The organism is Streptomyces sp. NBC_00400 (genome assembly GCF_036048035.1).
Lineage (GTDB): Bacteria > Actinomycetota > Actinomycetes > Streptomycetales > Streptomycetaceae > Streptomyces.
In genome coordinates this window covers 7,019,073-7,041,387 of record NZ_CP107940.1, presented here as the reverse complement: position 1 = coordinate 7,041,387, position 22,315 = coordinate 7,019,073, and the positions used below count along the sequence as shown (strand labels likewise).

At 71.2% G+C, this 22,315-nt stretch carries 17 protein-coding genes; 4 read left to right on the top strand and 13 right to left on the bottom strand.

What is annotated here, in order from left to right:
- Positions 1-247: 247 nt before the first annotated feature.
- The 6 genes from OHS81_RS30880 to OHS81_RS30855 all read right to left on the bottom strand — a co-directional run bounded on the left by OHS81_RS30880 (position 248) and on the right by OHS81_RS30855 (position 6,011).
- Positions 248-1,711 carry a GuaB1 family IMP dehydrogenase-related protein gene (locus OHS81_RS30880; RefSeq protein WP_328388659.1) on the bottom strand — a complete coding sequence of 488 codons (1,464 nt, stop codon included), beginning with the start codon at positions 1,709-1,711 and terminating at the stop codon, positions 248-250.
- A gap of 189 nt (positions 1,712-1,900) precedes the next feature.
- Complete coding sequence (locus OHS81_RS30875) at positions 1,901-2,344, bottom strand: barstar family protein (protein ID WP_328388657.1); 444 nt, start codon at positions 2,342-2,344, stop codon at positions 1,901-1,903.
- The gene (locus OHS81_RS30870; protein WP_328388656.1) at positions 2,341-2,808 is read right to left on the bottom strand and encodes a ribonuclease domain-containing protein; all 468 of its coding nucleotides are present in this window, start codon (positions 2,806-2,808) and stop codon (positions 2,341-2,343) included. The genes OHS81_RS30875 and OHS81_RS30870 overlap by 4 nt, the downstream gene beginning before the upstream one ends.
- Positions 2,809-3,021: 213 nt before the next feature.
- Entirely contained in the window at positions 3,022-4,038 is a 1,017-nt protein-coding gene (locus OHS81_RS30865; RefSeq protein ID WP_129297385.1) for a sugar-binding transcriptional regulator, read from the bottom strand.
- A 219-nt stretch (positions 4,039-4,257) separates the two neighbouring features.
- Positions 4,258-4,941, bottom strand: coding sequence for a ribulose-phosphate 3-epimerase (gene rpe, locus OHS81_RS30860; RefSeq protein ID WP_328388655.1), 684 nt, complete (start codon positions 4,939-4,941; stop codon positions 4,258-4,260).
- Between the two features lie 149 nt (positions 4,942-5,090).
- On the bottom strand, positions 5,091-6,011 hold the full coding sequence (locus tag OHS81_RS30855; protein ID WP_328388654.1) for a LysR family transcriptional regulator: 921 nt from the start codon (positions 6,009-6,011) through the stop codon (positions 5,091-5,093).
- A 231-nt stretch (positions 6,012-6,242) separates the two neighbouring features.
- Here OHS81_RS30855 and OHS81_RS30850 point away from each other — a divergent pair, with 231 nt between their 5' ends.
- The 3 genes from OHS81_RS30850 (at position 6,243) to OHS81_RS30840 (ending at position 12,683) form a co-directional block, all read left to right on the top strand.
- Complete coding sequence (locus OHS81_RS30850) at positions 6,243-6,938, top strand: SDR family oxidoreductase (protein WP_328388653.1); 696 nt, start codon at positions 6,243-6,245, stop codon at positions 6,936-6,938.
- Positions 6,939-7,364: 426 nt separating this feature from the next.
- Positions 7,365-12,227 carry an RHS repeat-associated core domain-containing protein gene (locus OHS81_RS30845; RefSeq protein WP_328388652.1) on the top strand — a complete coding sequence of 1,621 codons (4,863 nt, stop codon included), beginning with the start codon at positions 7,365-7,367 and terminating at the stop codon, positions 12,225-12,227.
- A 60-nt stretch (positions 12,228-12,287) separates the two neighbouring features.
- Positions 12,288-12,683: a DUF6193 family natural product biosynthesis protein gene (locus OHS81_RS30840; RefSeq protein WP_328388651.1), complete on the top strand. Its 396-nt coding sequence runs from the start codon at positions 12,288-12,290 to the stop codon at positions 12,681-12,683.
- 166 nt (positions 12,684-12,849) lie between these two features.
- Here the strand turns inward: OHS81_RS30840 and OHS81_RS30835 are convergent, their stop codons facing one another.
- Complete coding sequence (locus OHS81_RS30835; RefSeq protein ID WP_328388650.1) at positions 12,850-14,283, bottom strand: RsmB/NOP family class I SAM-dependent RNA methyltransferase; 1,434 nt, start codon at positions 14,281-14,283, stop codon at positions 12,850-12,852.
- Positions 14,284-14,422: 139 nt separating this feature from the next.
- Complete coding sequence (gene fmt / locus OHS81_RS30830; protein ID WP_328388649.1) at positions 14,423-15,361, bottom strand: methionyl-tRNA formyltransferase; 939 nt, start codon at positions 15,359-15,361, stop codon at positions 14,423-14,425.
- A gap of 249 nt (positions 15,362-15,610) precedes the next feature.
- Between fmt and OHS81_RS30825 the strand changes: the two genes are divergently transcribed.
- The gene (locus OHS81_RS30825) at positions 15,611-16,168 is read left to right on the top strand and encodes a hypothetical protein (RefSeq protein WP_328388647.1); all 558 of its coding nucleotides are present in this window, start codon (positions 15,611-15,613) and stop codon (positions 16,166-16,168) included.
- 110 nt (positions 16,169-16,278) lie between these two features.
- On the opposite strand, the gene OHS81_RS30820 is transcribed toward OHS81_RS30825, so the two are convergent.
- The 5 genes from OHS81_RS30820 to gmk form a co-directional block, all read right to left on the bottom strand.
- Positions 16,279-18,417, bottom strand: a complete 2,139-nt coding sequence (locus OHS81_RS30820; RefSeq protein WP_328388645.1) for a primosomal protein N' — start codon at positions 18,415-18,417, stop codon at positions 16,279-16,281.
- Positions 18,418-18,539: 122 nt separating this feature from the next.
- On the bottom strand, positions 18,540-19,748 hold the full coding sequence (metK, locus tag OHS81_RS30815; protein WP_088796724.1) for a methionine adenosyltransferase: 1,209 nt from the start codon (positions 19,746-19,748) through the stop codon (positions 18,540-18,542).
- A 253-nt stretch (positions 19,749-20,001) separates the two neighbouring features.
- Positions 20,002-21,237 carry a bifunctional phosphopantothenoylcysteine decarboxylase/phosphopantothenate--cysteine ligase CoaBC gene (coaBC, locus tag OHS81_RS30810; protein ID WP_328388641.1) on the bottom strand — a complete coding sequence of 412 codons (1,236 nt, stop codon included), beginning with the start codon at positions 21,235-21,237 and terminating at the stop codon, positions 20,002-20,004.
- A 99-nt stretch (positions 21,238-21,336) separates the two neighbouring features.
- Complete coding sequence (rpoZ, locus tag OHS81_RS30805) at positions 21,337-21,609, bottom strand: DNA-directed RNA polymerase subunit omega (protein ID WP_005319902.1); 273 nt, start codon at positions 21,607-21,609, stop codon at positions 21,337-21,339.
- A 71-nt stretch (positions 21,610-21,680) separates the two neighbouring features.
- Positions 21,681-22,301, bottom strand: coding sequence for a guanylate kinase (gene gmk, locus OHS81_RS30800; RefSeq protein WP_328388639.1), 621 nt, complete (start codon positions 22,299-22,301; stop codon positions 21,681-21,683).
- Positions 22,302-22,315 lie beyond the last annotated feature (14 nt).

Genomic DNA, 22,315 nt, shown 5'->3' with positions numbered 1-22,315 from the left:
TACAGCGCATGACCTTACGGCCCGCCGCTGACCTGCCGTAATGCAGGTTCCTTGCGCAACAGTGACTGATCGTTGCGCACCGGCGCGCCGGGCAGCCGTTCGTTGCGCGCCGGGGTTCGATCGTACGGGCTCCGAGAGGGTGCGGCGGAACGGGGGCCCGGGTTCCGGATAGCCGACCGGCCCCGCACCGAGTCGGTGCGGGGCCGGTGAGCGGCGGTGCCAGGGGCGGGGTACGTCCCGCGGCGGGTCAGTTCCAGCTGTCGTGCAGCGGCTTGCCCTCGGCGTAGCCGGCGGCGCTCTGCACCCCGACCACGGCCTTGTCGGCGAACTCCGCCAGGGAGCCGGCGCCCGCGTAGGTGCAGGAGCTGCGGACCCCCGCGATGATCGAGTCGATCAGGTCCTCGACGCCGGGGCGCGCCTGGTCGACGAACATCCGCGAGGTGGAGATGCCCTCCTCGAAGAGTCCCTTGCGGGCCCGGTCGTAGGCCGACTCATCGCTCGTACGGTTGCGCACGGCACGCGCGGAGGCCATCCCGAAGCTCTCCTTGTACGGCCGGCCGTCGGCGGTGTGCTGGAGGTCACCGGGCGACTCCAGGGTGCCGGCGAACCAGGAGCCGACCATGACGTTGGAGGCGCCCGCCGCCAGCGCCATCGCGACATCGCGGGGGTGGCGCACCCCGCCGTCGGCCCAGACGTGCTTGCCGAACTTCTTCGCCTCGGCGGCGCACTCCAGGACCGCGGAGAACTGCGGCCGGCCGACGCCGGTCATCATCCGGGTGGTGCACATCGCGCCCGGTCCGACGCCGACCTTGATGATGTCCGCGCCGGCCTCGATCAGATCGCGGACGCCCTCGGCGGCAACGATGTTGCCCGCCACGATCGGGACCTGCGGGTCCAGCCCGCGGACGGCGCGGACCGCGGTGATCATCGACTCCTGGTGGCCGTGCGCGGTGTCCACGACGAGGGTGTCCACACCGGCGTCCAGCAGCGCCTTGGCGCGGCCGGCCACATCGCCGTTGATGCCGACGGCGGCCGCGATCCGCAGCTTGCCGTTGGCGTCCGTGGCGGGGGTGTACAGGGTGGCGCGGAGCGCGCCCTTGCGGGTGAGGATGCCGATCAGCATGCCGTCCGCGTCCACCGCGGGCGCGAGCTTGCGGTTGGCGGCGTCCAGGCGGTTGAAGGCCTCCCGCGGGTCGATGTCCGCGTCCAGGACGAGCAGGTCCCTGGACATGACCTCGGCCACCTGGGTGAAGCGGTCCACCCCGGCCAGGTCGTGCTCGGTGACGACGCCGACCGGGCGGCCGCCCTCGACGACGATGCCCGCGCCGTGCGCCCGCTTGGGCAGCAGCGCCAGGGCGTCGGCGACGGTCGCGACCGGGGACAGCACGATCGGGGTGTCCAGGACCAGATGGCGGCGCTTGATCCAGGTCACCACGTCGGTGACGACATCGAGCGGGATGTCCTGCGGAATGACGACCAGACCACCACGGCGGGCAACGGTCTCGGCCATCCGGCGGCCGGCGATCGCCGTCATGTTGGCGACCACGAGAGGGATGGTGGTACCGGTCCCGTCATGGGAGGACAGGTCCACTCCCTGACGGGAGCCCACGGCGGAGCGGCCGGGCACCATGAACACATCGTCGTAGGTCAGGTCGTAGGGCACCGAAGAACTCTCTTCGAGCGCGCCATTCTTCGGATTCAGGAATCGCATACGGCCAGGATACGGGCCCTGACCAGGGCTCATGTGATAATCCGAGGCTTTCCCCGGCCGTGTGTGCGATCCGCCAAAGGTGCCGTGAACGGCGGGGAGAGCAACGCCGGAACGGGGGTGCTCCGCCGCTTGGCGGGCCGCACCGCATCGCCGCCGGTCAGGCCCGGTGCGCCGCCGCCAGGGGCTGTCCTAGACGCCCTGCCGGTCCCGCCCCCTGGCCATGATCACGGCCAGCCCGGTGTCCGTGTCACGCCAGTAGCCCACCGCATCCGCCAGGACGCCCTCGACGATGCTCCACTCGTCCGGCGACGCGGCCGCATAGCCCTGCCAGCCCGTCACGACGAGCAGCCGGCCGCGGTCGGCGGGGCACCAGGACAGATCGGTGAGGCAGTCGGCGAGCGCGTCCCAGTTGCGGCCGAACCAGTCCGGCAGCCGCAAGGCGCGGGCGCACCGGTCCATGAAGGCGGCCTTGTCCGCGACCCCCTCCAGGTCCAGGGACGTGCCGGTCCAGCCGGCGTCCCGCGCGGCGTCCAGCGCCTGGGCCACCGAGCGCTCCGCGGGCCAGGGCAGCACCCCGGGGGGCGTACGTCCGTCGAGCACCGCAGCGAGCGGCCGGGGCACGGAACCCGTCATCGAAGCACCGCCTTGAAGGTCCGGTAGTGGTCGTCGGTGTAGTACGTCTCATGGCCGTGTCCGGTGACGAGCCGGCGGGCTCCGCGGTCCGGCGAACCGGGCGTGGGCACCGTGTACTCGTGGTAGTAGCCGCGCGGCTGACGGGGCAGCAGCCGCTCACGGTTGCCGAAGACGGTGCCGTCCTGCGGATACGGGAAGGGACCGCCGGCATCGATGAGCCGGAGGGTGTCCCGCGCCTGGGCGGGCAGCGCGCCGGCCGGCACGACCGGCATGCCCCGCGGCCGGTCCGGAGCCCCGGAGGGACCCGGCGCATCGGCGGCGGCCGTGGCGGTGGACCGCGGCGATCCGGACGAACTCCCGCCTGCGCCACCGCCCGTGGCACAGCCGGTCAGCACGAGGAGCAGCCCGGCGAGCAGCGTGCCGAGGACAGCGGCGGCACGACGCGGGACGGAGCGGATCACCATGCGCCGATGCTGTCACAGGGCCGCGCAGGCTGCTCGTCGATGACCGGCGCCGGGGGTGCACGGGGGCGGGGCGGCGGGGCGGTCGCGCAGGGGCGGCGTCGCGAGGCCGGCGGGGCGGTCCGCACGGGCGGGCGCCCTCACGCACAGGCGGGGCGGCGGGCCGGTGGAGCGGTCACGCGGGGCCGTCCGCCGCCACGCCCCGCCCGGCGCGGGTCACGCTCCGTCAGGATCCGCCCGGTCCAGCGCGGGGCGCGGCCCGGGGCCGGTCTCCAGCAGCAGGTGGTCGGCCGCGGCGGTGTCCGTGACCAGGCTGGTCACCAGCCCGGAGCGCAGCACCGCGCCGATCGCGTCGGCCTTGCGCCGGCCGCCGGCGATGGCGACGACCTCCGGGATACGGCGGAGCCGGTCCGCCTCGACGGTGATGCAGCGCTCGCCGAGGTCCCGGCCGATCCGGCGCCCTTCGGCGTCGAAGAGGTGCGCCGACATCTCGGCGGCCGCCCCCAGCGAGGCGTAGTGCTCCCGCTCCTGCTCGGAGAGCATGTCGTACACGGTCGAGACGCCCGGTTCCCAGGAACCGATGGAGACACAGGCGACGGTGACCTTGTCGAAGTATTCGAACGCGCGGGCGATCCCGGTCTGGCGGCGCAGCGCCTCGGCGGTCGCCGAGTCGGGCAGCAGCATCGGCGCATAGATCGGATGCGCCTCGCCGCCGGCGACATCGGCCGCACGGCGCACCGCCTCGACCGAGCCGCGGTCGGCGGTACCGGCGTCGTACACACCGGTCAACTGCACCACGGTGCACGGCGGGAGGCGGTGCAGCGCGGCCGCCATATGAATGGTCGACCGGCCCCACGCCAGCCCCAGCACATCGCCCTCGGTGACCAGCTCACCGAGGAGATCGGCCGCGACCTCGCCCAGGTTCTCCGGGTCCGCGGCGTCGTCGGGCGGCGTCTGGCCGCCGAAGGCGGGGGGAGCGTCAGCGGGCGACTCGACGACGACCGCGTGCCGCAGGCCGTAGCGGGCCCGCAGGGCGTCGGAGCGTTCGGCGTCCAGCTCGGAGGGCACCCGGATCTCGATCCGTACGAGATCACGTTCCAGGGCGGTCTCCAGCACCCGCGCGACCTTGAACCGGCTGACGCCGAACTCCTCCGCGATCTGGATCTTCGACTTGCCCTCAAGATAGAAACGGCGGGCCATGGCCGCGGCCTGCACCAGCTCGGCAGGGCCCATTCCGGACTGTGGGCGGCTGGCTACCACGAAATTCTCCCCTTTTGCGCATCTGATCGAGTCTTTGCTCATCCTTTCAGAAACCCGGCGGCAACGGGGACCATGACCGTCCCGACCCTCGTGAACGCTCGGTTGCGCCCCGTACAACGGGCGGCACGGCCCCCGCCACGGGCGGATTCCCGTGGCGTGAATCAGCCGGGCCCCGGCTCCCGCCCCTCGCACTCAGTGCGCGCAGCCCCAGCCCGCCGCCGCGGTCGCCGTCTCGGCCTGCTCGCGCAGGTCCCGGACCGCCTTGGCCGGGTCGTCCGCGCCGTACACCGCGGAGCCCGCCACGAACACATCGGCGCCCGCGTCGGCGCACCGCTCGATGGTGGCCGCCGAGACCCCGCCGTCCACCTGGAGCCCCAGCTGCAGGCCGTGCCGGGAGATCAGTTCACGGGTGCGGCGGATCTTCGGCAGCATGATGTCCAGGAACGCCTGGCCGCCGAAGCCGGGCTCCACGGTCATGATCAGCACCATGTCGAGCTCGGGGAGCAGGTCCTCGTACGGCTCGATCGGGGTGGCCGGCTTCAGCGCCATCGACGCCCGCGCACCCTTGGCCCGGATCTCCCGCGCCAGCCGCACCGGCGCGGCCGCCGCCTCCACATGGAAGGTCACCGACCCGGCTCCGGCCTCGATGTACTGCGGCGCCCAGCGGTCCGGGTCCTCGATCATCAGATGCAGGTCGAGGGGGGTGTCCGTCGCCTTGCTCAGCGACTCGACCACCGGCACACCGAGGGTGAGATTCGGGACGAAGTGGTTGTCCATGACGTCGACGTGCAGCCAGTCGGCGCCCTTGACGGCCTGCGCCTCCTCGGCGAGGCGGGCGAAGTCTGCGGACAGGATGCTGGGGTTGATCAAGGCCATGCCCCCAGTATGGCGTGCGGGCCGGGAACGGGCGGCGGCGGGAGGGACGGGACTTGGCGGGCCGGTGACGCCCGACACCCTCGGGCGCGGAGCGCGGCGGCGGGAGTGCGGAGGAGCCCTCTCCCGCGTACCGGCGCTCCCCCGCCCGGTCAGTCCGCGGACGGCGCGCGCACCGGTTCTCCGTCCGGGCGGCCGCTGTCGCCGGGCGCCGGGCCCGCGGCTCCGGCACCGGCACCGGCTTCCTCCGTCGTCGCCTCGCCGGAGTGCCGGCGCAGCGTTGCGGTGGCGATGTCCAGGAAGTCCGGTACGGGGCCCGCGCAGTTGTCCTCCGGCGCCGCCAGGCAGGTCTCGACGGGCGGGGCATCGGTGACGGGCAGGTAGACGAGATCGGGGCGGGAGTACGAGCGCGCGACGCTGACCGGAACCAGCGCGAGGCCCTGCCCGGAGGCGATGAGCTCGAACTTCTCCTCCAGTGAGGACGTCCGCCGCGTCCTGACGTCGAGGACCGGCTCACCGTCGAGAGCGGCCGACGTGAGGGTGCGACGGCCGGCCAGCCGATGCGTCACGGGCAGGCACGCGACCTTGGCCTCGTGACCGATGGGGACGGTGCGCAGCCCCGTGTCGTCGAAGGGGCGCCGGAGGTGTCCGACGTGCGCGCGGCCGTCACGCAGCGGCGCGTCCTGCTCCCACCAGCGCAGCGGAAACACATCGATCTCGACCTTCGGATGGCTCGCCGTGAACGCCAAGATCGCCTCCGACACACGCAGGCCGGGCGAGAAGGCCACGACGAGCCGCTGCTCGCCCCGCTCGGCCTCGTGCACGCGCCGCAGCGCCGTCTCGACCACCGTGGTGATCCTGCGCGCCTCGTCGTACAACTGCCGTCCCGCGGCGGTCAGTTCAACGCTGCGCGTGGTCCGCGTGAACAGCAGGCAGCCCAACTCCTCCTCGAATGCGCGGATCTGCCGACTGAGGACCGGCTGCGCGATGAACAACGCCTGAGCCGCCCGGCCGAATTGCCGGTGCTCGGCCACCGCGACGAAATAGCGGAGCTTGCGCAGATCTAAATCCATGCCCGAAAGGTATCAACGTGGCGGAAAGGGTATTGGACGCCCGGCGGAACCCCTCGGAGACTTGACTCATGATCGCCATCGCCTCTCCGGCGGGCGGCACCCACGCGGACCTCTCGCCGGCGGCACGGCGCACCTCATGTCCGAGGTACTGAACCGTCAAGCGGGCCACGCACGGCCGCCGTTGGACGGCCGCCGCTCCGCCCCGCCGACCAGCTGGCTCAGAGGAATCACATGACCGACACCCGCAGGACCGCTCTCGTCATCGGGGCCTCCCGGACACTGGGCCTCGGGCTCGCCGCCGCGTACCTGCGCCGCGACTGGGACGTCATCGGCACCGTCCGCGGCAGCCGGCGCACCGGCCTCCACGACCTGGCCGAAACGTCCGGTGGGCGGCTGACCATCGAGTCGCTGGAGATGACCGAGCCGGAGCAGATCTCGGCACTGCGCGACCGGCTGGCCCGGCGCACCCTCGACCTGCTCTTCGTCAACGCCGCCATCACGCGCGGCGATCTCCCGATCGGCGAGGTCCCGACGGACATGTTCACCGAGGTCATGGTCACCAACGCCCTCAGCCCGATGCGGGTCGTGGAAGCCCTGCGCCCGCTGGTCGCGCCCACCGGGACCATCGGCGTCATGTCCTCCGACCAGGGGAGCATCGCCCTGAACACCGAGGGCGGACAGGATCTTTACCGGGCCAGCAAGTCCGCGCTGAACCAGCTGATGCGCAGCTACGCCGCCCGCCACGCCGAGGACACGCGCAAACTGCTGCTCGTCGACCCGGGCTGGGTGCGCACCGAGCTCGGCGGCCCGGACGCCGAGCTCAGCGTGGAGGAGAGCATTCCCGGGGTGGTGGAGACGATCGAGCGCCACCGAGCGGAGCCCGGTCTGCACTTTGTCGACCACCAGGGGCAGGTCGTGCCCTGGTAGACGCCGCGGCCCTGGTAGACGCCGCAACCGGGCCCCGCCGGGGCGGTCTTCCCGCTAAGCGTGGTAGCCCTTCAGCCGGGATGTTCCGGTGCGTCGCCGGCCCCGGAGGACGGTGGCTCCGGTAGCGGCGGAGCCGACACCCTGCCACAGGAGCGCGGCCCTCACCGAGCACGCCGGAATGCCGGACGCGCCGTGGCCCGGCCCACGGGCGAATGCAGACGCCCGGCAGGACGTCATGAGACGCGCCCCCCGATGCGCACAGAGCGCCGCACCGTCAAGCGCCCGCCTCCGCCACACCGTCGGACCGTGGGGCGTGCCCTGCAGCACCAATCCGCCGTCAGGCGCCCCCGCGTGACCATTTGGCCACTTGCCCCGCCCACCGATCTGACTTACGTTCCAGTCGATCATGATCGAACGGGGGTTCTGATGGGTGTGGTTCTGCCTGGGTGGGCGGATGAGCTGCTTGACCTGATCGGCGTGTCGTGGCCGAATGTGGACGAGGACGACTACCGCGACATGGCCGACGCCATGCGGGAGTTCGCCGACGACATTGCCGAGGGCGCCGACCAGGCGCACACCGCCATCCAGGGTTTGGTCGGCTCGGCCGGCGGCTCCCTTGCCGTGGAGGCACTGAACACACACTGGGGCAAGGTCAACGGCAAACATCTGAAGGGCCTTGCCGAGTGCGGCCGCAAGGCGGGCACGGCGATGGACGGTGTCGCGACCCTCATCGAGGGCGCGAAAATCGGCGCGCTGGTCCAGCTGGGCATCCTCGCTGCGGAGGTGATCGCCGCCCAGGCCGCAGCCCCCTTCACCCTTGGCTTGTCGGAATTGGGGGCGATGGGTGCGACGCAGGCCACCCGGATGATCCTCAAACGGCTCTTCAAAGAGGTCTGCCAACAGGTCGCCGAGCAGGTCGTCAGCATCGCGCTCACCCCGGTTGAGGAAGCGCTCGGGGCAATGGTCGGGGACCTCGTGGTCCAGCTCGGCGCCAATGCCCTCGGCGTCCAGGACGGTGTCGACCTCGGCCGTACCGCCAAGGCCGGCGGGGACGGCCTCCGGCAGGGCGCACAGGACGCCAAGGGTACGGCCAAGGAAACCGCCGCGAACCCGACGACGGGGCTCCTCAGCGCAGGCGGAAGCGGCGGTGGAGGGGGCAGGTCCGGAGGGGGAGCCGGCAGCGGGTTCAGCTTCGACGAAGGCGAACACAACAACGTCGTAACCGGTCTGCAGAGCGCGAGCGGCACGTTCCGCACCAAAGCCGGCGGCAAGATCGGCCGGGCCAGGAGCCACCACGGCCGTACCCGCGGCAAGGACGCCATCGCGGATGCGGCGAACGTGGTGCTGGACAAGGTCGTCGACGGCATCGAGGACGGCGTCAAGAAGACCGCCAAGCACCTCGACGAGAACATGACGCGCGGCGTCAAGCAGATGATCAAGAACCACCGCGACAACGACGAAAAGATCGCCGAGCACCTCAAAGGCATCGGCAAGAAGAACAAGCACGACCCGAAATCACCCGACAACGGTTCCGTCTCGTCCGCGAACTCCACGGGCAAGGGACGCGGCAGGAACCACAAGACCCGCGCCCAACTGGGCAAGGAACACCCCAACAACAGCACTCGCACCGACAAGGCTGTCAAGGACTGCGGTGACCCGGTGGACGTCGCCACCGGCCGGGTCTTCCTCCGCCAGACCGACATCGCCCTGCCCGGCGCTCTCCCTCTCACGTTCACGCGGAGATTCGAGTCGTCATACCGCGCGGGCCGCCATATGGGGCCGTCCTGGTCGTCCACGGCCGACCAGCGCCTGGAGATCGACGACCAGGGCATCATCTTCGTCACCGAGAACGGCCTGCTGCTCTCCTACGAGACTCCCGAGCCCGACCAACGTGTTCTGCCCGCCCACGGTCCGCGCTGGCCTCTGACACGAACCCCCCGGGGTGACTGGGCCGTCCACGACCCCGACACCGGGCAGACCCGCTACTTCACCGAAGCAAGCCACTCCCCCGGCACCGCCGTGCTGGACGAGTTGTCGGACCGCAACGGCAACCGGATCGCCTTCGATTACGACGACGAAACCGGCGCCCCGCTCGCCATCCGCCACTCCGCCGGCTACCACCTCAAAATCACCACCGACGGCAACGGGTACATCACCGCGCTGCACCTCGCCGACGCCGCTGCCGACGGCACCGACGTGCTGGTCATTTCCTACGGCCACGACGAGCACGGCAACCTCACCACCCTCACGAACTCCTCCGGCATCCCGACCCGGTTCGAGTACGACACCGACCACCGTCTCGTCGCCTGGACCGACACCAACGACAGCCGTTACGAGTACACCTACGACCACCACAGCCGCTGCGTCGCTGAAGGCGGGGCCGAAGGCCACCTGCGCTACCGCTTCGACTTCGGCCAACCGGAGCCCGGAACCGGCAACCGAGTCACCACCGCCACGAACTCTCTCGGGCATGCCACCCGCTACCTCATCAACGACCGGCTCCAGGTCATCGCCGAGACCGACCCGCTCGGCCACACCACCCGCACCCAATACGACGCGTACGACCGTCCCCTGGCCGTCACCGACCCCCTCGGCCACACCACCCGGTACGCGTACGACGAGCACGGCCACCTGACCACCATCAACCGCCCGGACGGTCGTCAGGCCATCGCCGAGTACAACAGCCTCGGTCGACTGGTTGCCGTGACCGGCGCGGACGGGTCCACTTGGCGGGACGAATACGACAGCCGTGGCAATCGCACGGCACACATCGATCCGAGCGGCGCCACCACCCGCTTCAGCTACGACGCACAAGGCCGTCCGACTTCTGTCACCGATGCCCTGGGCAACACCACCTCCCTCATATGCGACCCGGCGGGGCTTCCTCTCCGCATCATCAATCCGCTGGGGGCTAAGACCCGCTACCAGCGCGATGCCTTCGGTCGTGTCATCTCCGTCACCGATCCACTGGGTGCATCAAGCCGTCTGGCCTGGACGGTGGAAGGACGGCTGGCCGGCCATACCGGCTCCGATGGTTCGGAGCAGTCCTGGACATACGACGGCGAAGGCAACTGCATCGCCCACACCAATGCAGCCGGCGGGGTCACCACCTTTGAATACACCCACTTCGACCAGCTCAAGGCACGAACCACCCAGGACGGAGCTCGCTACGAGTTCACCCACGACACGGAGCTGCAGCTCACGTCCGTCACCAACCAGCAAGGCCTGACGTGGACTTATGAATACGATCCGGCCGGCCACCTGATATCCGAGACCGACTTCGACAACCGCACCCTCAGATACACCCACACCCCGGTCGGCCGACTTGCCACTCGCACCAACGCCCTCGGCCAAACCGTCACCTACACCCACGACCCCCTCGGGAGGATCGTGGCGAAGAATGCGGACGGGCGGGTCACCTCATATCAACACGATCCGGCGGGGCGCCTGCTGCAGGCATCGGCTCCGGACGTTGAGCTGGAATACCGGCGCGATTCTCTGGGCCGGGTGGTAACCGAGACCGTAAACGACCGCACCACGACCTTCGCCTATGACGCCCTGGGACGCCGCACCCATCGCACCACCCCCGCAGGCGCAACGAGCAACTGGGAATACGACGCAGCAAGCCGCCGTACCGCCCTGACCGCCTCCGGCCGCACCCTCGGATTCGCATACGACCCCACGGGCCAAGAACTGGCCCGTCACTTCGGCACAGATCTGACCCTCACCCACAGCTGGGACGCAAGCGGCCTGCTCACCGACCAGTCCCTCACCGCACCGTCAGGCCCCCTTCAGCGGCGTTCCTACTCCTACCACCCGGACGGCAATCTCGCCGGAATTGATGATCAGCTGAATGGTTCCCGCACCTTCGACCTCGACAGCGCGGGCAGAGTAACTGCCGTTCATGCCCAAGGCTGGTCCGAACGGTATGCCTACGACGAGTCCGGCAACCAGACCGAAGCCGACTGGTCCGACCGGCACCCCTCTCCCGAATCCCGCGGCCCGCGCACGTATACGGGAACCCGCATCACGCGGGCCGGCGACATTCGTTATGAACACGACGCGCAGGGCCGTATCGTCTTGCGGCAGAAGACCAGGCTGTCCCGCAAACCCGAAACGTGGCGGTACGAGTGGGATGCCGAAGACCGGCTCGTCCGGGTCATCACGCCGGGCGGCGGCACCTGGCGCTACATCTATGACCCATTCGGCCGCCGGGTCGCCAAACAACGCCTGGCCCCGGATGGCCGGCAGGTTCTGGAACAGACCAACTTCACCTGGGACGGCAACACCCTCGCCGAGCAGACCACCGCCTCACCCGATGGCGCACATCTGATCACCCTCACCTGGGAACACAAGGGTCTGCACCCCATCGTTCAGGCTGAACGCAAAAGTCTGGCCGAAGCCCCGCAGCAAGAAATAGACCAACGCTTCTTTGCCATCGTCACAGACCTGATCGGCACCCCTGCCGAACTCGTGGATGAGGACGGCAACATCGCCTGGCGTACCCGCACCACCCTGTGGGGCTCCACGACCTGGAACACCAACGCCACTGCCTACACGCCCCTCCGTTTCCCCGGCCAGTATTTCGACCCGGAGACCGGACTCCACTACAACAATCAGCGCTACTACGACCCCGACACCGCCCGCTACATCACACCGGACCCACTCGGCCTTCTTCCCGCACCAAATCCGACGGCCTACGTCCATAACCCGACCACGTGGATTGACCCACTGGGCCTGTCGGCCTGCCCCCACCGAAAGAAGGGCGGCAGGCACAGTGTGGTTCTCGGCGTCAACGGAGACGATTTCGGGTCCGACGTTCTGGCGAAACACCTTCGCGAGAACGGCGACCCTGACGCCCACAACTACAATGGCCGAGCTTACGCTGATGACGTGAACGGAACCCCTGTTTGGATGTCCCATGTCATGGCCGCGGTGGGCGATCCGGACACCACTCTTTCCATAACGCTGGACGGCATGCCCAATCGCAATGGCGATAACGGAAACTGGAACACTCCGGAATCCATCCATGAAGCATTCCTGGTAGCCGTTGAGCATGGTCGGCAGTTTGGCGTGGGACCCGGCCAGGAGCGTCCTGGCCCCGGCCACGGAACGGCCTGGGAGATGAGCGTGGTGGCCAGAAATGTCCTGGCGTTCAACGAAGACCTGGGGGGCCGCTCATGGGACTCCATACACTGGTATTCGGGCAATGAGAGGGTAACCGTTCCCGAACCGGACATTCCACTCCCTCCCAGGGAAGACCAGGCGGCCGGAAGACGCCGCCGCTGATTCTGCCGATCAGGCACAGTGGACCCCACAACGCACCGCGAAACCCGATAAGGTATACACGTGACTCACGGTAATATCGAACCCCAGGCGTCGAATGTCGTGGCGGCCAAATGGCAAAAGGCGCGAGAAACCAGCGATGAGTTGATCGACCCCGCCATGGTCGAAGGCGCCTACGCGAATGTTCACCTCCGAGCCCTCTTTCCTCTCATCAGCCACGGCTCGCTGCACTTCAGCCGCTGCACCAAATTCCCCTGGACAAACGACGTGCCGTCCATCTACCCGGCCTCCGGTGGAGGATTTCGCGTGATCCGGATGAACGAACCCGTAGGGTCGAGCCGCCAGATCGTCGGAGATGCGGAATCGGCCGAAGAGGCTGCCGCTTTGGTCGTCGCTCATTTCCCGCCCGGCTGCGGTCCGGCGATCGACGGAACCGCTGACGATCTCGACCGCCCCTGATCGCGCGTCGGCCATCCAGCGCGCCCCAGGCGCTGAACGGCGGCGCAGACCTCACCTCATGTGGTCTGCGCCGCCATTCGTAGCGGGACACCACCGCTGGAGATTGCACGGCGCAGGGTGGCTCCCACCGCAGCGGTTCCGAGACACTACGCAGGCAGACGTCTCCTCATGCGGTCCGGCGCAGCAGCGCCAGATACATCGCGTCCGTGCCGTGCAGATGCGGCCACAGCTGGACGTCCGGACCGTCGCCGAGCGCCGGCACGCCGGGCATCAGCGGGCGGGCGTCGATCCACTCCACCTGCACCGGCTCGCCGCCCCGCCCCTTGAGGACGTCGTCCACCACGGCCCGGGTCTCGGCCGGATGCGGTGAGCAGGTCGCATAGCCGACGACGCCGCCGACCCGTACGGCCGCGAGCGCCTGCCGGAGCAGTTCGCGCTGCAGCGGGGCGAACCCGTCCAGGTCCTCGGGGCGGCGCCGCCAGCGCGCCTCCGGCCGCCGGCGCAGCGCCCCCAGACCGGTGCACGGCACATCGACCAGCACGCGGTCGAAGGATCCTGGCCGCCAGGCCGGGCGGGTGCCGTCGGCGGTGATGACCGCATACGGACCGGGGTTGCCGTCGAGCGCCCGCGCCACCAGACGTGCACGGTGCGGCTGCTTCTCCGAGGCCAGCAGGGCGGCACCGCGCTCGGCGGCGAGCGCCGCCAGCAGGGCCGCCTTGCCGCCAGGGCCCGCACAGCCGTCGAGCCAGGCGCGGTCGGGGCCCTCGACCGGTGCGTTCGCCAGCGCGAGGGCAACGAGCTGGCTGCCCTCGTCCTGCACCCCGGCACGCCCTTCGCCGACCGGGCCCAGGGCGCCCGGCTCCCCGCCTTCCGCGAGCCGCACCGCATACGGGGACCAGCGCCCGGGGAGCGCCCGCTCCTCGCCGGCTGCCGCCAGAAGCTCCTCGGTGGTGGCCCGGCCGGGCCGGGCGACCAAGGTCACCTCGGGGCGTTCGTTGTCCGCCTCCAGCAGGTCCTCGATACCGGCCCGGCCCCCTCCGAGCGCGTCCCACAGCGCCGAGACGACCCAGCGGGGGTGCGCGTGCACGATGCCGAGGTGGTCCTCGGGGTCCTCGTCGTACTCCGGGGCGACCCGCTCCAGCCAGCCGTCCAGATCATGGGCGGCGACCTTGCGCAGCACCGCGTTGACGAACTTCGCCCGCCCGTCGCCCAGCACCACCCGCGCCAGCTCGACGCTGGCGCTCACCGCGGCATGCGTCGGGATGCGGGTGCCGAGCAACTGGTGCGCCCCGAGAGTCAGCACGTCCAGGACCGGTGGGTCCACCTCCCGCAGCGGCCGGTCCACGCAGCTCGCGATGATCGCGTCATACGTCCCCTGCCACCGCAGCGAGCCGTAGACCAGCTCCGTCGCCAGCGCCGCGTCCCGGGCGTCGAAGTCGCCGCCCTCGCGTGCCTTGCGCAACAACGGCGGCAGGACGAGGTTCGCGTACGCGTCCCGCTCGTCGACGGCCCGCAACGCCTCGAACGCGAGGACCCTGACCGGGTCCTTCTGCGGGCGGCGATGGGGCTTGCTGGGGCGACGGCGCGGCTGCTGGCTCACAGAAAAGGTGCTCCGGATACGAGATGAGGGGTCCGTCCCAGCCTACGCGGGCGCGCGGGCGGAGCGCGCGCGGAGGCCGGAGCCGGACCGGGGCCGCCCTCCGGCGGCGGCCGGCCCCCTGACAGCGGACGGCGGGGGCTCAGTCCCCCAGCCGCTCCCCGCTCTCGATCCGCACCCCACGCGCCCAATCGGCCGCCTGCATCGGCTTCTTGCCCTGCGGCTGGACCCAGCCGAGTTCGACGGGGTGGCTGCCGGTACCGGCGTACACCGCCTTCTTTGTCACGGCGAGTTCGCCGGGCGCAAGGGCGGGCTCGGTGTGGCCCGGGGCGGCAGCGGCCGACATCAGCTTGAGGCGTTCACCGCGGAAGACCGTCCAGGCCCCCGGCGCGGGCGCACAGCCGCGGATCACCCGGTCGACCCGCAGCGCGGGCGCCGCCCAGTCCACCTTGGCGTCCTCGACCTCGATCTTCGGCGCGAGCGTGACCCCCTCGGCCGGCTGCGGCACCGCCTGCAGCGTGCCCTCCTCGATGCCGTCCATCGTCGCCACGAGCAGCCCGGAACCGGCGAATGCCAGCCGGGTGAGCAGATCGCCGCTGGTATCGGTGGGCCGGACCTCCTCGGTCAGCACCCCGAAGACCGGGCCGGAGTCCAGTCCGGTCTCGATCTGGAACGTCGAGGCGCCGGTCACCTCGTCCCCCGCCAGCACCGCATGCTGCACGGGCGCCGCGCCCCGCCAGGCGGGCAGCAGCGAGAAGTGCAGATTGACCCACCCCTTGGCGGGAATGTCGAGCGCGGCTTTGGGCAGCAGCGCCCCGTAGGCGACCACCGGGCAGCAGTCCGGCGCAATCTCCCGCAGCCGGGCCAGGAAGTCCTCGTCGCGCGGCTTGACGGGCTTGAGCACTTCGATGCCCGCCTCCTCCGCCCGCTCCGCGACGGGGCTGGCGACCAGCTTCCGACCGCGGCCCGCCGGCGCGTCGGGCCGGGTGACGACGGCCACGACCTCGTGCCGGTCCGAGGCGAGCAGGGCATCGAGGGCGGGTACGGCGACCTCGGGGGTGCCGGCGAAGACGAGCCTCATGGGTGGCGATCTACCTCTCACACGCAGCGGAACGACACACCAGTCTAGGGGGACCGTACCGGGCCATGGGCGGTGGACCAGGGGGCGTACGACATTTCCCGCGCCTTGTACGGAAGCTCGTGCGCCCCCATACCGTGACCAGAGCCGCTGCTGTCGCGTTGGTCAAACAGCATTGACCCGGACCGGGCCGCTTTGGCGGCCCGCTCGCTTTCACTCTTCCTTTTCCACGCCGGTTCGAGAGGCTTGCTCATGGCCGACCACGCAACCCACGACGCCCAGGCGCGCGCCAGCCTGCATCTCCTGGTGCGGGACATCGAACGGGTGCGCCGGCAGGTGGACGCACTGCGCACGCTGACCGCTCAGCTCGGCAACGTCTACCGGCCGCGGCGCACGGGCCCCTCCGCAGGCTTCGTCGTCTACGGACGCGCCCCCGCCCCGACGGTGCGCCTCGCCCAGGAGCTGCGGGACAGCGTCGAAACCCTGGTCACGGCCGCGGTCGACTTCGACCGTTCGCTGGGATTCTCCTGGGACGCGGTGGGCTCGGCACTCGGCGTCACCAAGCAGGCGGTGCACCGCCGTTACGGTGCCCGCCGGGCCGCCGCGCAGCCCTCCGCGGAGACCAACGGCGGTGAGCCGACGGTGCGTTCGCCCGATTCCGCCGCCGCGAGCCGTGCGGTGACCATGGCCGCGGGCCTGCCCGGCGCCCCGTCCGTCCCGGCCGCCCGCACCATGCCCGCCCAGCCCTCCGCGGTCTCCCGCGACGAGCCGGCCCGCCCGGGCGCCTTCCCCGGCCCCCGCAACGGCTGAACCACCCCGGCACCGAGCGCCCTTGGCTCCCCCGCCGCTCGCCAACGCCCCGGGACCACCCGCCGACATCGGTCCCGGGGCGGCGCCATGTCCGGGACGCGCGGGCGGCCTCACCCCAGATCGGGCGGATCGATCCGTACCCGTACCGCCTCGCCCTCCCGCTTGACCAGCCGGGCCGCGCGGGCGGCCTTGAGCGCCGCGGCGAGGGCGGTGCCCTGGCCGGGGCGGACGCGGACCAGCGCGCGTTCCCACTGCTCGCCCGGCGGAGGGTCGCCGGGGCGGCGCGGGCGCGCGGGATCCAACGCCGGCAGCGGAACGGGCCCCAACACCTCGGCGCCGGCGGGGAGTCCGGCATCCCTCAGCAACTCGACGACGTCCTCCGCGCGCCCGGCCACCGAAGCCATCCGCGACACCGGGGGGAAGCCCAGCTCGGCCCGTTCGGCCAGCTCGCGGACCGCATGGCCGACCGGGTCCCAGCGCACCAGCGCCTGCACCGGCCGCAGCGTCGGCTCCGCGATCACCGCGACGGTGCCACCCTCCGCCTGGCCGCGGACCAGCGCGGCGGCGCCCAGCCAGCGGCGCAGCGCCTCCTCCCCCGCCCGCAGGTCAGGGCGCCCCAGCAGTGCCCAGCCGTCCAGCAGCAGCGCCGCCGCATATCCGCCGTCCTCGGCGACCGGCTCCGCGCCCGGTGTGCTCACCACGAGCGCGGGAGCGCCCGGAATCGTTGCCAGCACATGATCGCGCCCCGAGGTGCGCACCGGGACCGCGGGGAACACCCGGCCCAGCTCCTCCGCCGTCCGCCGCGCCCCCACGACCCGGGCCCGCAGCCGCGCCCCGCCGCACTCGGCGCAGTGCCAGTCCGGCTCGGGCCGGCCGCACCACGCACAGGCCAGCTCGCCCGCGTCCTGCGACTCCAGCGGGCCCGCACAGGCCCGGCAGCGCGCGGGGGTACGGCAGCGTTCGCAGGCCAGGCGCGGCGCATACCCCCGGCGCGGCACCTGGACGAGCACCGGTCCGCGCTGCAGCCCCTCGCGCACCACCTGCCAGGCCATCGTCGGCAGCCGGGCGGCGCGCGCCGCGGCGTCCCGCGCCTCGTCACCGTCGCTGACCGTACGCACCAGGGGCGCAGCGGTCCGCACCTGCTCGCGCTCGGCGGCCAGCGGGCGCGCCCAGCCCGTCTCGACGAGCTGGGCCGCCTCGACCGTGCAGCTCAGCCCGCCCAGCAGAAATCCGGCACGCTCATTGACCGACCGCTGGATAAGGACCTCACGGGCGTGCGGCTGGGGCGCATGCGGGTCGCTGTGGCTGGCGTCCCCGTCGTCCCACAGGGCGACCAGGCCCAGGCCTGCGACCGGTGCGAACATCGCCGCGCGCGTCCCGACCACGGCGCGCACCGCGCCACGGCTGACCGCCAGCCAGCGGCGGTAGCGCTCCTCGGGCCCGGCATCGGCGGTCAGCAGCACATGCCGGCCCTCCCCGATCAGCTCTCCGAGGGCCGCGTCCACCCGTGCTGCGGCGCGCCCGTCCGGCACCACCACCAGCGCGCCACGCCCGCCGGCCAGCGCCGCGGCCACCGCCCGCGCCAGCTCCTGCGGCCAGGTCGCCCCGGGCAGCGCCGTCCACACCGCCCGCGGCACGTCCCCCCGCGTCAGCGCCGCCAGGAACCCGGGGCCCGCGCCGTAGCGCGTCCAGCTGCCGGGCTCCGGGGCGGCGTTGGGCGGCAGTGGCGCCGGCGACGGCTTGGCCTCCGCCCGTGCGCGGCGCGGCGGCACGGCCAGCTGCACCACATCGGCGAGCGTCCCGGCATAGCGGTCCGCCACCGCCCGGCACAGCCCCAGCAGCTCGGGCGTCAGCACCCGCTCGGACGACAGCACCTGCGCGATCGGGGCGAGCACCCCGCGGTAGTCGCTCTCCGCGGCCCGCTCCACGATGAATCCGCTGACCAGCTTGCCGCCCTCACGGCGGCCGCCCTTCTCCCCCGCCCCGAAGCGCACCCGCACCCGCACTCCGGGCTGGGCCTCGGCGTCCATCGCCGCGGGCACCGCGTAGTCGAAATAGCGGTCGAGGTGCACCAGCCCCTTGTCGACCAGCACCCGCGCCACGGGCAGCCCGGCGGCCAGCTCGGCGCCCCGCCACGTCCGCGGCTTCGCCCGCTCCGCCTTGGTCTCCCGCACGGCCTCGCGGATGAGGGCCAACTGCTCGCCCGCACCCGATGCCCCCGCCTCCGGTCGCCCGTTCTCCCTGCTCACAGCATCAGTCTTAGCAGATGGCACGGACAGCGAGGGGTGCCTGTGGACAGCCGACGGCCCCGGACCACTGGGGCGGTCCGGGGCCGTCGGCCACTGAACGGGCGGTACGAAACCGAGGAGCCTTAGAGGCCTGCGGCCTTCTTCAGCGCCTCCACGCGGTCCGTGCGCTCCCAGGTGAAGTCCTCCAGCTCACGGCCGAAGTGGCCGTAGGCGGCGGTCTGGGAGTAGATCGGGCGGAGCAGATCGAGGTCGCGGATGATGGCGGCCGGGCGGAGGTCGAAGACCTCGCCGATGGCCTGCTCGATCTTGTCGGTGTCGACGGTGGCGGTGCCGAAGGTCTCGACGAAGAGACCGACCGGCTCGGCCTTGCCGATGGCGTAGGCGACCTGGACCTCACAGCGGGCCGCGAGGCCGGCGGCGACGACGTTCTTGGCGACCCAGCGCATCGCGTAGGCGGCCGAACGGTCGACCTTGGACGGGTCCTTGCCGGAGAAGGCACCGCCGCCGTGGCGGGCCATGCCGCCGTAGGTGTCGATGATGATCTTGCGGCCGGTGAGGCCGGCGTCACCCATGGGGCCGCCGATCTCGAAGCGGCCGGTCGGGTTGACCAGCAGCCGGTAGCCGTCGGTGTCCAGCTTGATGCCGTCCTCGACGAGCTGGGCCAGGACGTGCTCGACGACGAACTCACGGATGTCGGGAGCGAGCAGCGAGTCGAGGTCGATGTCGCTGGCGTGCTGGGAGGAGACCACGACGGTGTCGAGGCGGACGGCCTTGTGGCCGTCGTACTCGATGGTGACCTGGGTCTTGCCGTCGGGGCGGAGGTAGGGGATGGTGCCGTTCTTGCGGACCTCGGACAGGCGCTTGGACAGGCGGTGCGCGAGGTTGATCGGGAGCGGCATCAGCTCCGGGGTCTCGTCGCAGGCGTAGCCGAACATCAGGCCCTGGTCGCCGGCGCCCTGCTTGTCCAGCTCGTCGTCGTCGCCCTCGACGCGGTTCTCGTACGCGGTGTCGACACCCTGGGCGATGTCCGGGGACTGCGCGCCGATGGACACCGAGACGCCGCAGGAAGCGCCGTCGAAGCCCTTCTTGGACGAGTCGTAACCGATGTCCAGGATCTTGTTGCGGACGAGGTTGGGGATGTCGGCGTACGCCTTCGTCGTCACCTCGCCGGCCACATGCACCAGGCCGGTGGTGATCAACGTCTCCACGGCGACCCGGGAGGTCGGGTCTTCCTTGAGGAGAGCGTCGAGGATGGTGTCGCTGATCTGGTCAGCGATCTTGTCGGGGTGGCCCTCGGTGACGGACTCCGAGGTGAACAGGCGGCGGGACACATCGCTCCCTGGGGTTGCAGCGGCTGCTGGCTGATCATTGGCGGAAGGGCCGAGAGCTGCGCTCGGCCCGATCCACTCGCCAGTTTATCGGTCGTGTGCGGCGTTCGGGCACGCGGTCTCGATTTATGGACCCCCCGTGACCTGGGACACCACGGCCCTCGATAGGACGATCACCTCGAGTATGGGCCGGGTCAAGGGGACATGCCGGAGTTTAGGCGGCCGGTGGGGTGACTCCCAGGTCCGTCCGGGCGCGTCAGGGGCGAGTCTCGGCCAGGCGGGGCGCGACCAGGTCCCAGACCGTGTCGGCCAGGTCTTCCTTGGGGCCGTACGGGACCGGGGTCTCGGTTCCGTCGGCCGCCAGGATCACCGCCTCGTTCTCCGCCGACCCGAAGGCCTTGTGCTCCCCGACCTCATTGACGACCAGCAGGTCACAGCCCTTGCGGGCCAGCTTGGCGCGGCCGTTGGCGAGCACGTCGTCGGTCTCCGCGGCGAATCCGGCCACGAGCTGGCCGGGGCGGGCCCGCTCGGCGGAGAGTTCGGCGAGGATGTCCGGATTTCGGACCAGAGTGACCGGTTCCGGCTCCTGGCCTTCGACCTTCTTGATCTTGCCGCTGGCGTAGACGGCAGGCCGGAAATCGGCGACGGCGGCAGCCATGATCACCGCGTCGGCGTCCGCGGCCGCCTTCAGCACCGCCTCATGGAGCTGACGGGCGGTACCGATGTGGATCACGTCCACCCCGGCCGGATCGGGCAGCTCGGTGTTGCCGGCGATCAGTGTGACCTGGGCGCCGCGGGCCGCCGCCGTACGGGCGAGGGCATAGCCCTGCTTGCCGGAGGAGCGGTTGCCCAGGTAGCGGACGGGGTCCAGCGGCTCGCGGGTGCCGCCCGCGCTGACCACGACGCGGCGGCCGGCGAGATCCTGCTCCGCCGCCCGGTCGCCGCGGGCCAGCACCCGGCGGCAGAACGCGAAGATCTCGGCCGGGTCGGGAAAACGGCCCTTGCCGGTGTCGACGCCGGTCAGCCGGCCGACCGCCGGGTCGATGACGAGGGCGCCACGGCGGCGCAGCGTGGCGACGTTCTCCTGGGTGGCGGGGTGCTCCCACATCTCGGTGTGCATCGCCGGGGCGAAGACCACCGGACAGCGCGCGGTGAGCAGGGTGTTGGTCAGCAGATCGTCGGCCAGGCCGTGGGCCGCCTTGGCGAGCAGATCGGCGGTGGCGGGGGCCACCACGACGAGGTCGGCGGTCTGGCCGATCCGGACGTGCGGGACCTCGTGGACGGATTCCCAGACCTCGGTGCCGGCCGGGTTGCCGGACAGTGCCGACCAGGTGGCCTCCCCGACGAAGTGCAGCGCCGAGGCGGTCGGCACGACGCGTACGTCGTGTCCGGACTCGGTCAGCCGCCGCAGCAGCTCACACGCCTTGTAGGCGGCGATCCCGCCGCTCACCCCCAGGACGACCCTGGGCCGCTCCCGCTCACGCCTGTCCATCGCTTCGCCGCTCCCCGGGCCTAGGTCCCTGTGTATGCCCCCATGACACACCAAGGGCCCGGCGGTCGCTCCGCCGGGCCCTTGGTGAAATGCCTCTGCTTACTGAGCCGGGCCCTCGATGGCCTCGGAGGTCAGCAGGCCCGCGTTGATCTCGCGCAGCGCGATCGACAGGGGCTTCTCGTGGACGTGGGTGTCCACGAGCGGGCCGACGTACTCGAGCAGGCCCTCGCCGAGCTGCGAGTAGTACGCGTTGATCTGACGCGCGCGCTTGGCGGCGTAGATCACCAGGCTGTACTTCGAATCGGTGGCCTCGAGAAGCTCATCAATGGGCGGGTTGATGATGCCCTCGGGTGCGGTGATGGAAGAGGACACTCTCTGCCTTCCGAAGGGGGATGAAGCGGGGGTGTGACGCAAAGTCTTCGACGGTCCGGGGAGCTGCGCGGTCAGCCGCTGGTCTTCTCGTCTCCGGACCTATCCAGCATCAAGGCTAGCAGCTCACGGCTGACGTCCTCGACGGAGGTGTTGACAAGCGTCGTATCGAACTCCTTCTCCGCTGCCAGTTCGATCCTGGCGGCGGCCAGCCGGCGCTCGATGACCTCGGGCGCCTCCGTGCCCCGGCCGGTGAGCCGGCGGACCAGCTCGTCCCAGCTCGGCGGGGCCAGGAAGATCAGATGCGCTTCCGCCATGGACTCGCGGACCTGGCGGGCGCCCTGCAGATCGATCTCCAGCAGGACCGGCTCCCCGGACTCCAGGCGGTCCAGCACCGCCTGGCGGGGAGTGCCGTACCGGTTGCCCGCGAATTCGGCCCATTCGAGCAGCTCACCGTTGGCGATGAGCTTGTCGAATTCCCCGTCGTCGACGAAGAAGTAGTGGACACCGTGCCGCTCCCCGGGTCGCGGCTTGCGGGTGGTGGCCGAAACCGAGAGCCAGACCTCGGGGTGGACCTTGCGCATATGCGCGACGACCGTGCTCTTGCCGACCCCGGAGGGGCCGGAGAGCACGGTCAGTCGCGGTTGTCTGGCCGGGGGCGCGGGGGTCATCCCCCCGGAGACTGCAGAACTCATGCAGCGATTATTCC

Coding starts and splice junctions, on each gene's coding strand:
- OHS81_RS30880 (WP_328388659.1), bottom strand. CDS start 1,711: ATGCGATTCCTGAATCCGAAGAATGGCGCGCTCGAAGAGAGTTCTTCG.
- OHS81_RS30875 (WP_328388657.1), bottom strand. CDS start 2,344: ATGACGGGTTCCGTGCCCCGGCCGCTCGCTGCGGTGCTCGACGGACGT.
- OHS81_RS30870 (WP_328388656.1), bottom strand. CDS start 2,808: ATGGTGATCCGCTCCGTCCCGCGTCGTGCCGCCGCTGTCCTCGGCACG.
- OHS81_RS30865 (WP_129297385.1), bottom strand. CDS start 4,038: ATGGGCCCTGCCGAGCTGGTGCAGGCCGCGGCCATGGCCCGCCGTTTC.
- rpe (WP_328388655.1), bottom strand. CDS start 4,941: ATGGCCTTGATCAACCCCAGCATCCTGTCCGCAGACTTCGCCCGCCTC.
- OHS81_RS30855 (WP_328388654.1), bottom strand. CDS start 6,011: ATGGATTTAGATCTGCGCAAGCTCCGCTATTTCGTCGCGGTGGCCGAG.
- OHS81_RS30850 (WP_328388653.1), top strand. CDS start 6,243: ATGACCGACACCCGCAGGACCGCTCTCGTCATCGGGGCCTCCCGGACA.
- OHS81_RS30845 (WP_328388652.1), top strand. CDS start 7,365: ATGGGTGTGGTTCTGCCTGGGTGGGCGGATGAGCTGCTTGACCTGATC.
- fmt (WP_328388649.1), bottom strand. CDS start 15,361: ATGAGGCTCGTCTTCGCCGGCACCCCCGAGGTCGCCGTACCCGCCCTC.
- OHS81_RS30825 (WP_328388647.1), top strand. CDS start 15,611: ATGGCCGACCACGCAACCCACGACGCCCAGGCGCGCGCCAGCCTGCAT.
- coaBC (WP_328388641.1), bottom strand. CDS start 21,237: ATGGACAGGCGTGAGCGGGAGCGGCCCAGGGTCGTCCTGGGGGTGAGC.
- gmk (WP_328388639.1), bottom strand. CDS start 22,301: ATGAGTTCTGCAGTCTCCGGGGGGATGACCCCCGCGCCCCCGGCCAGA.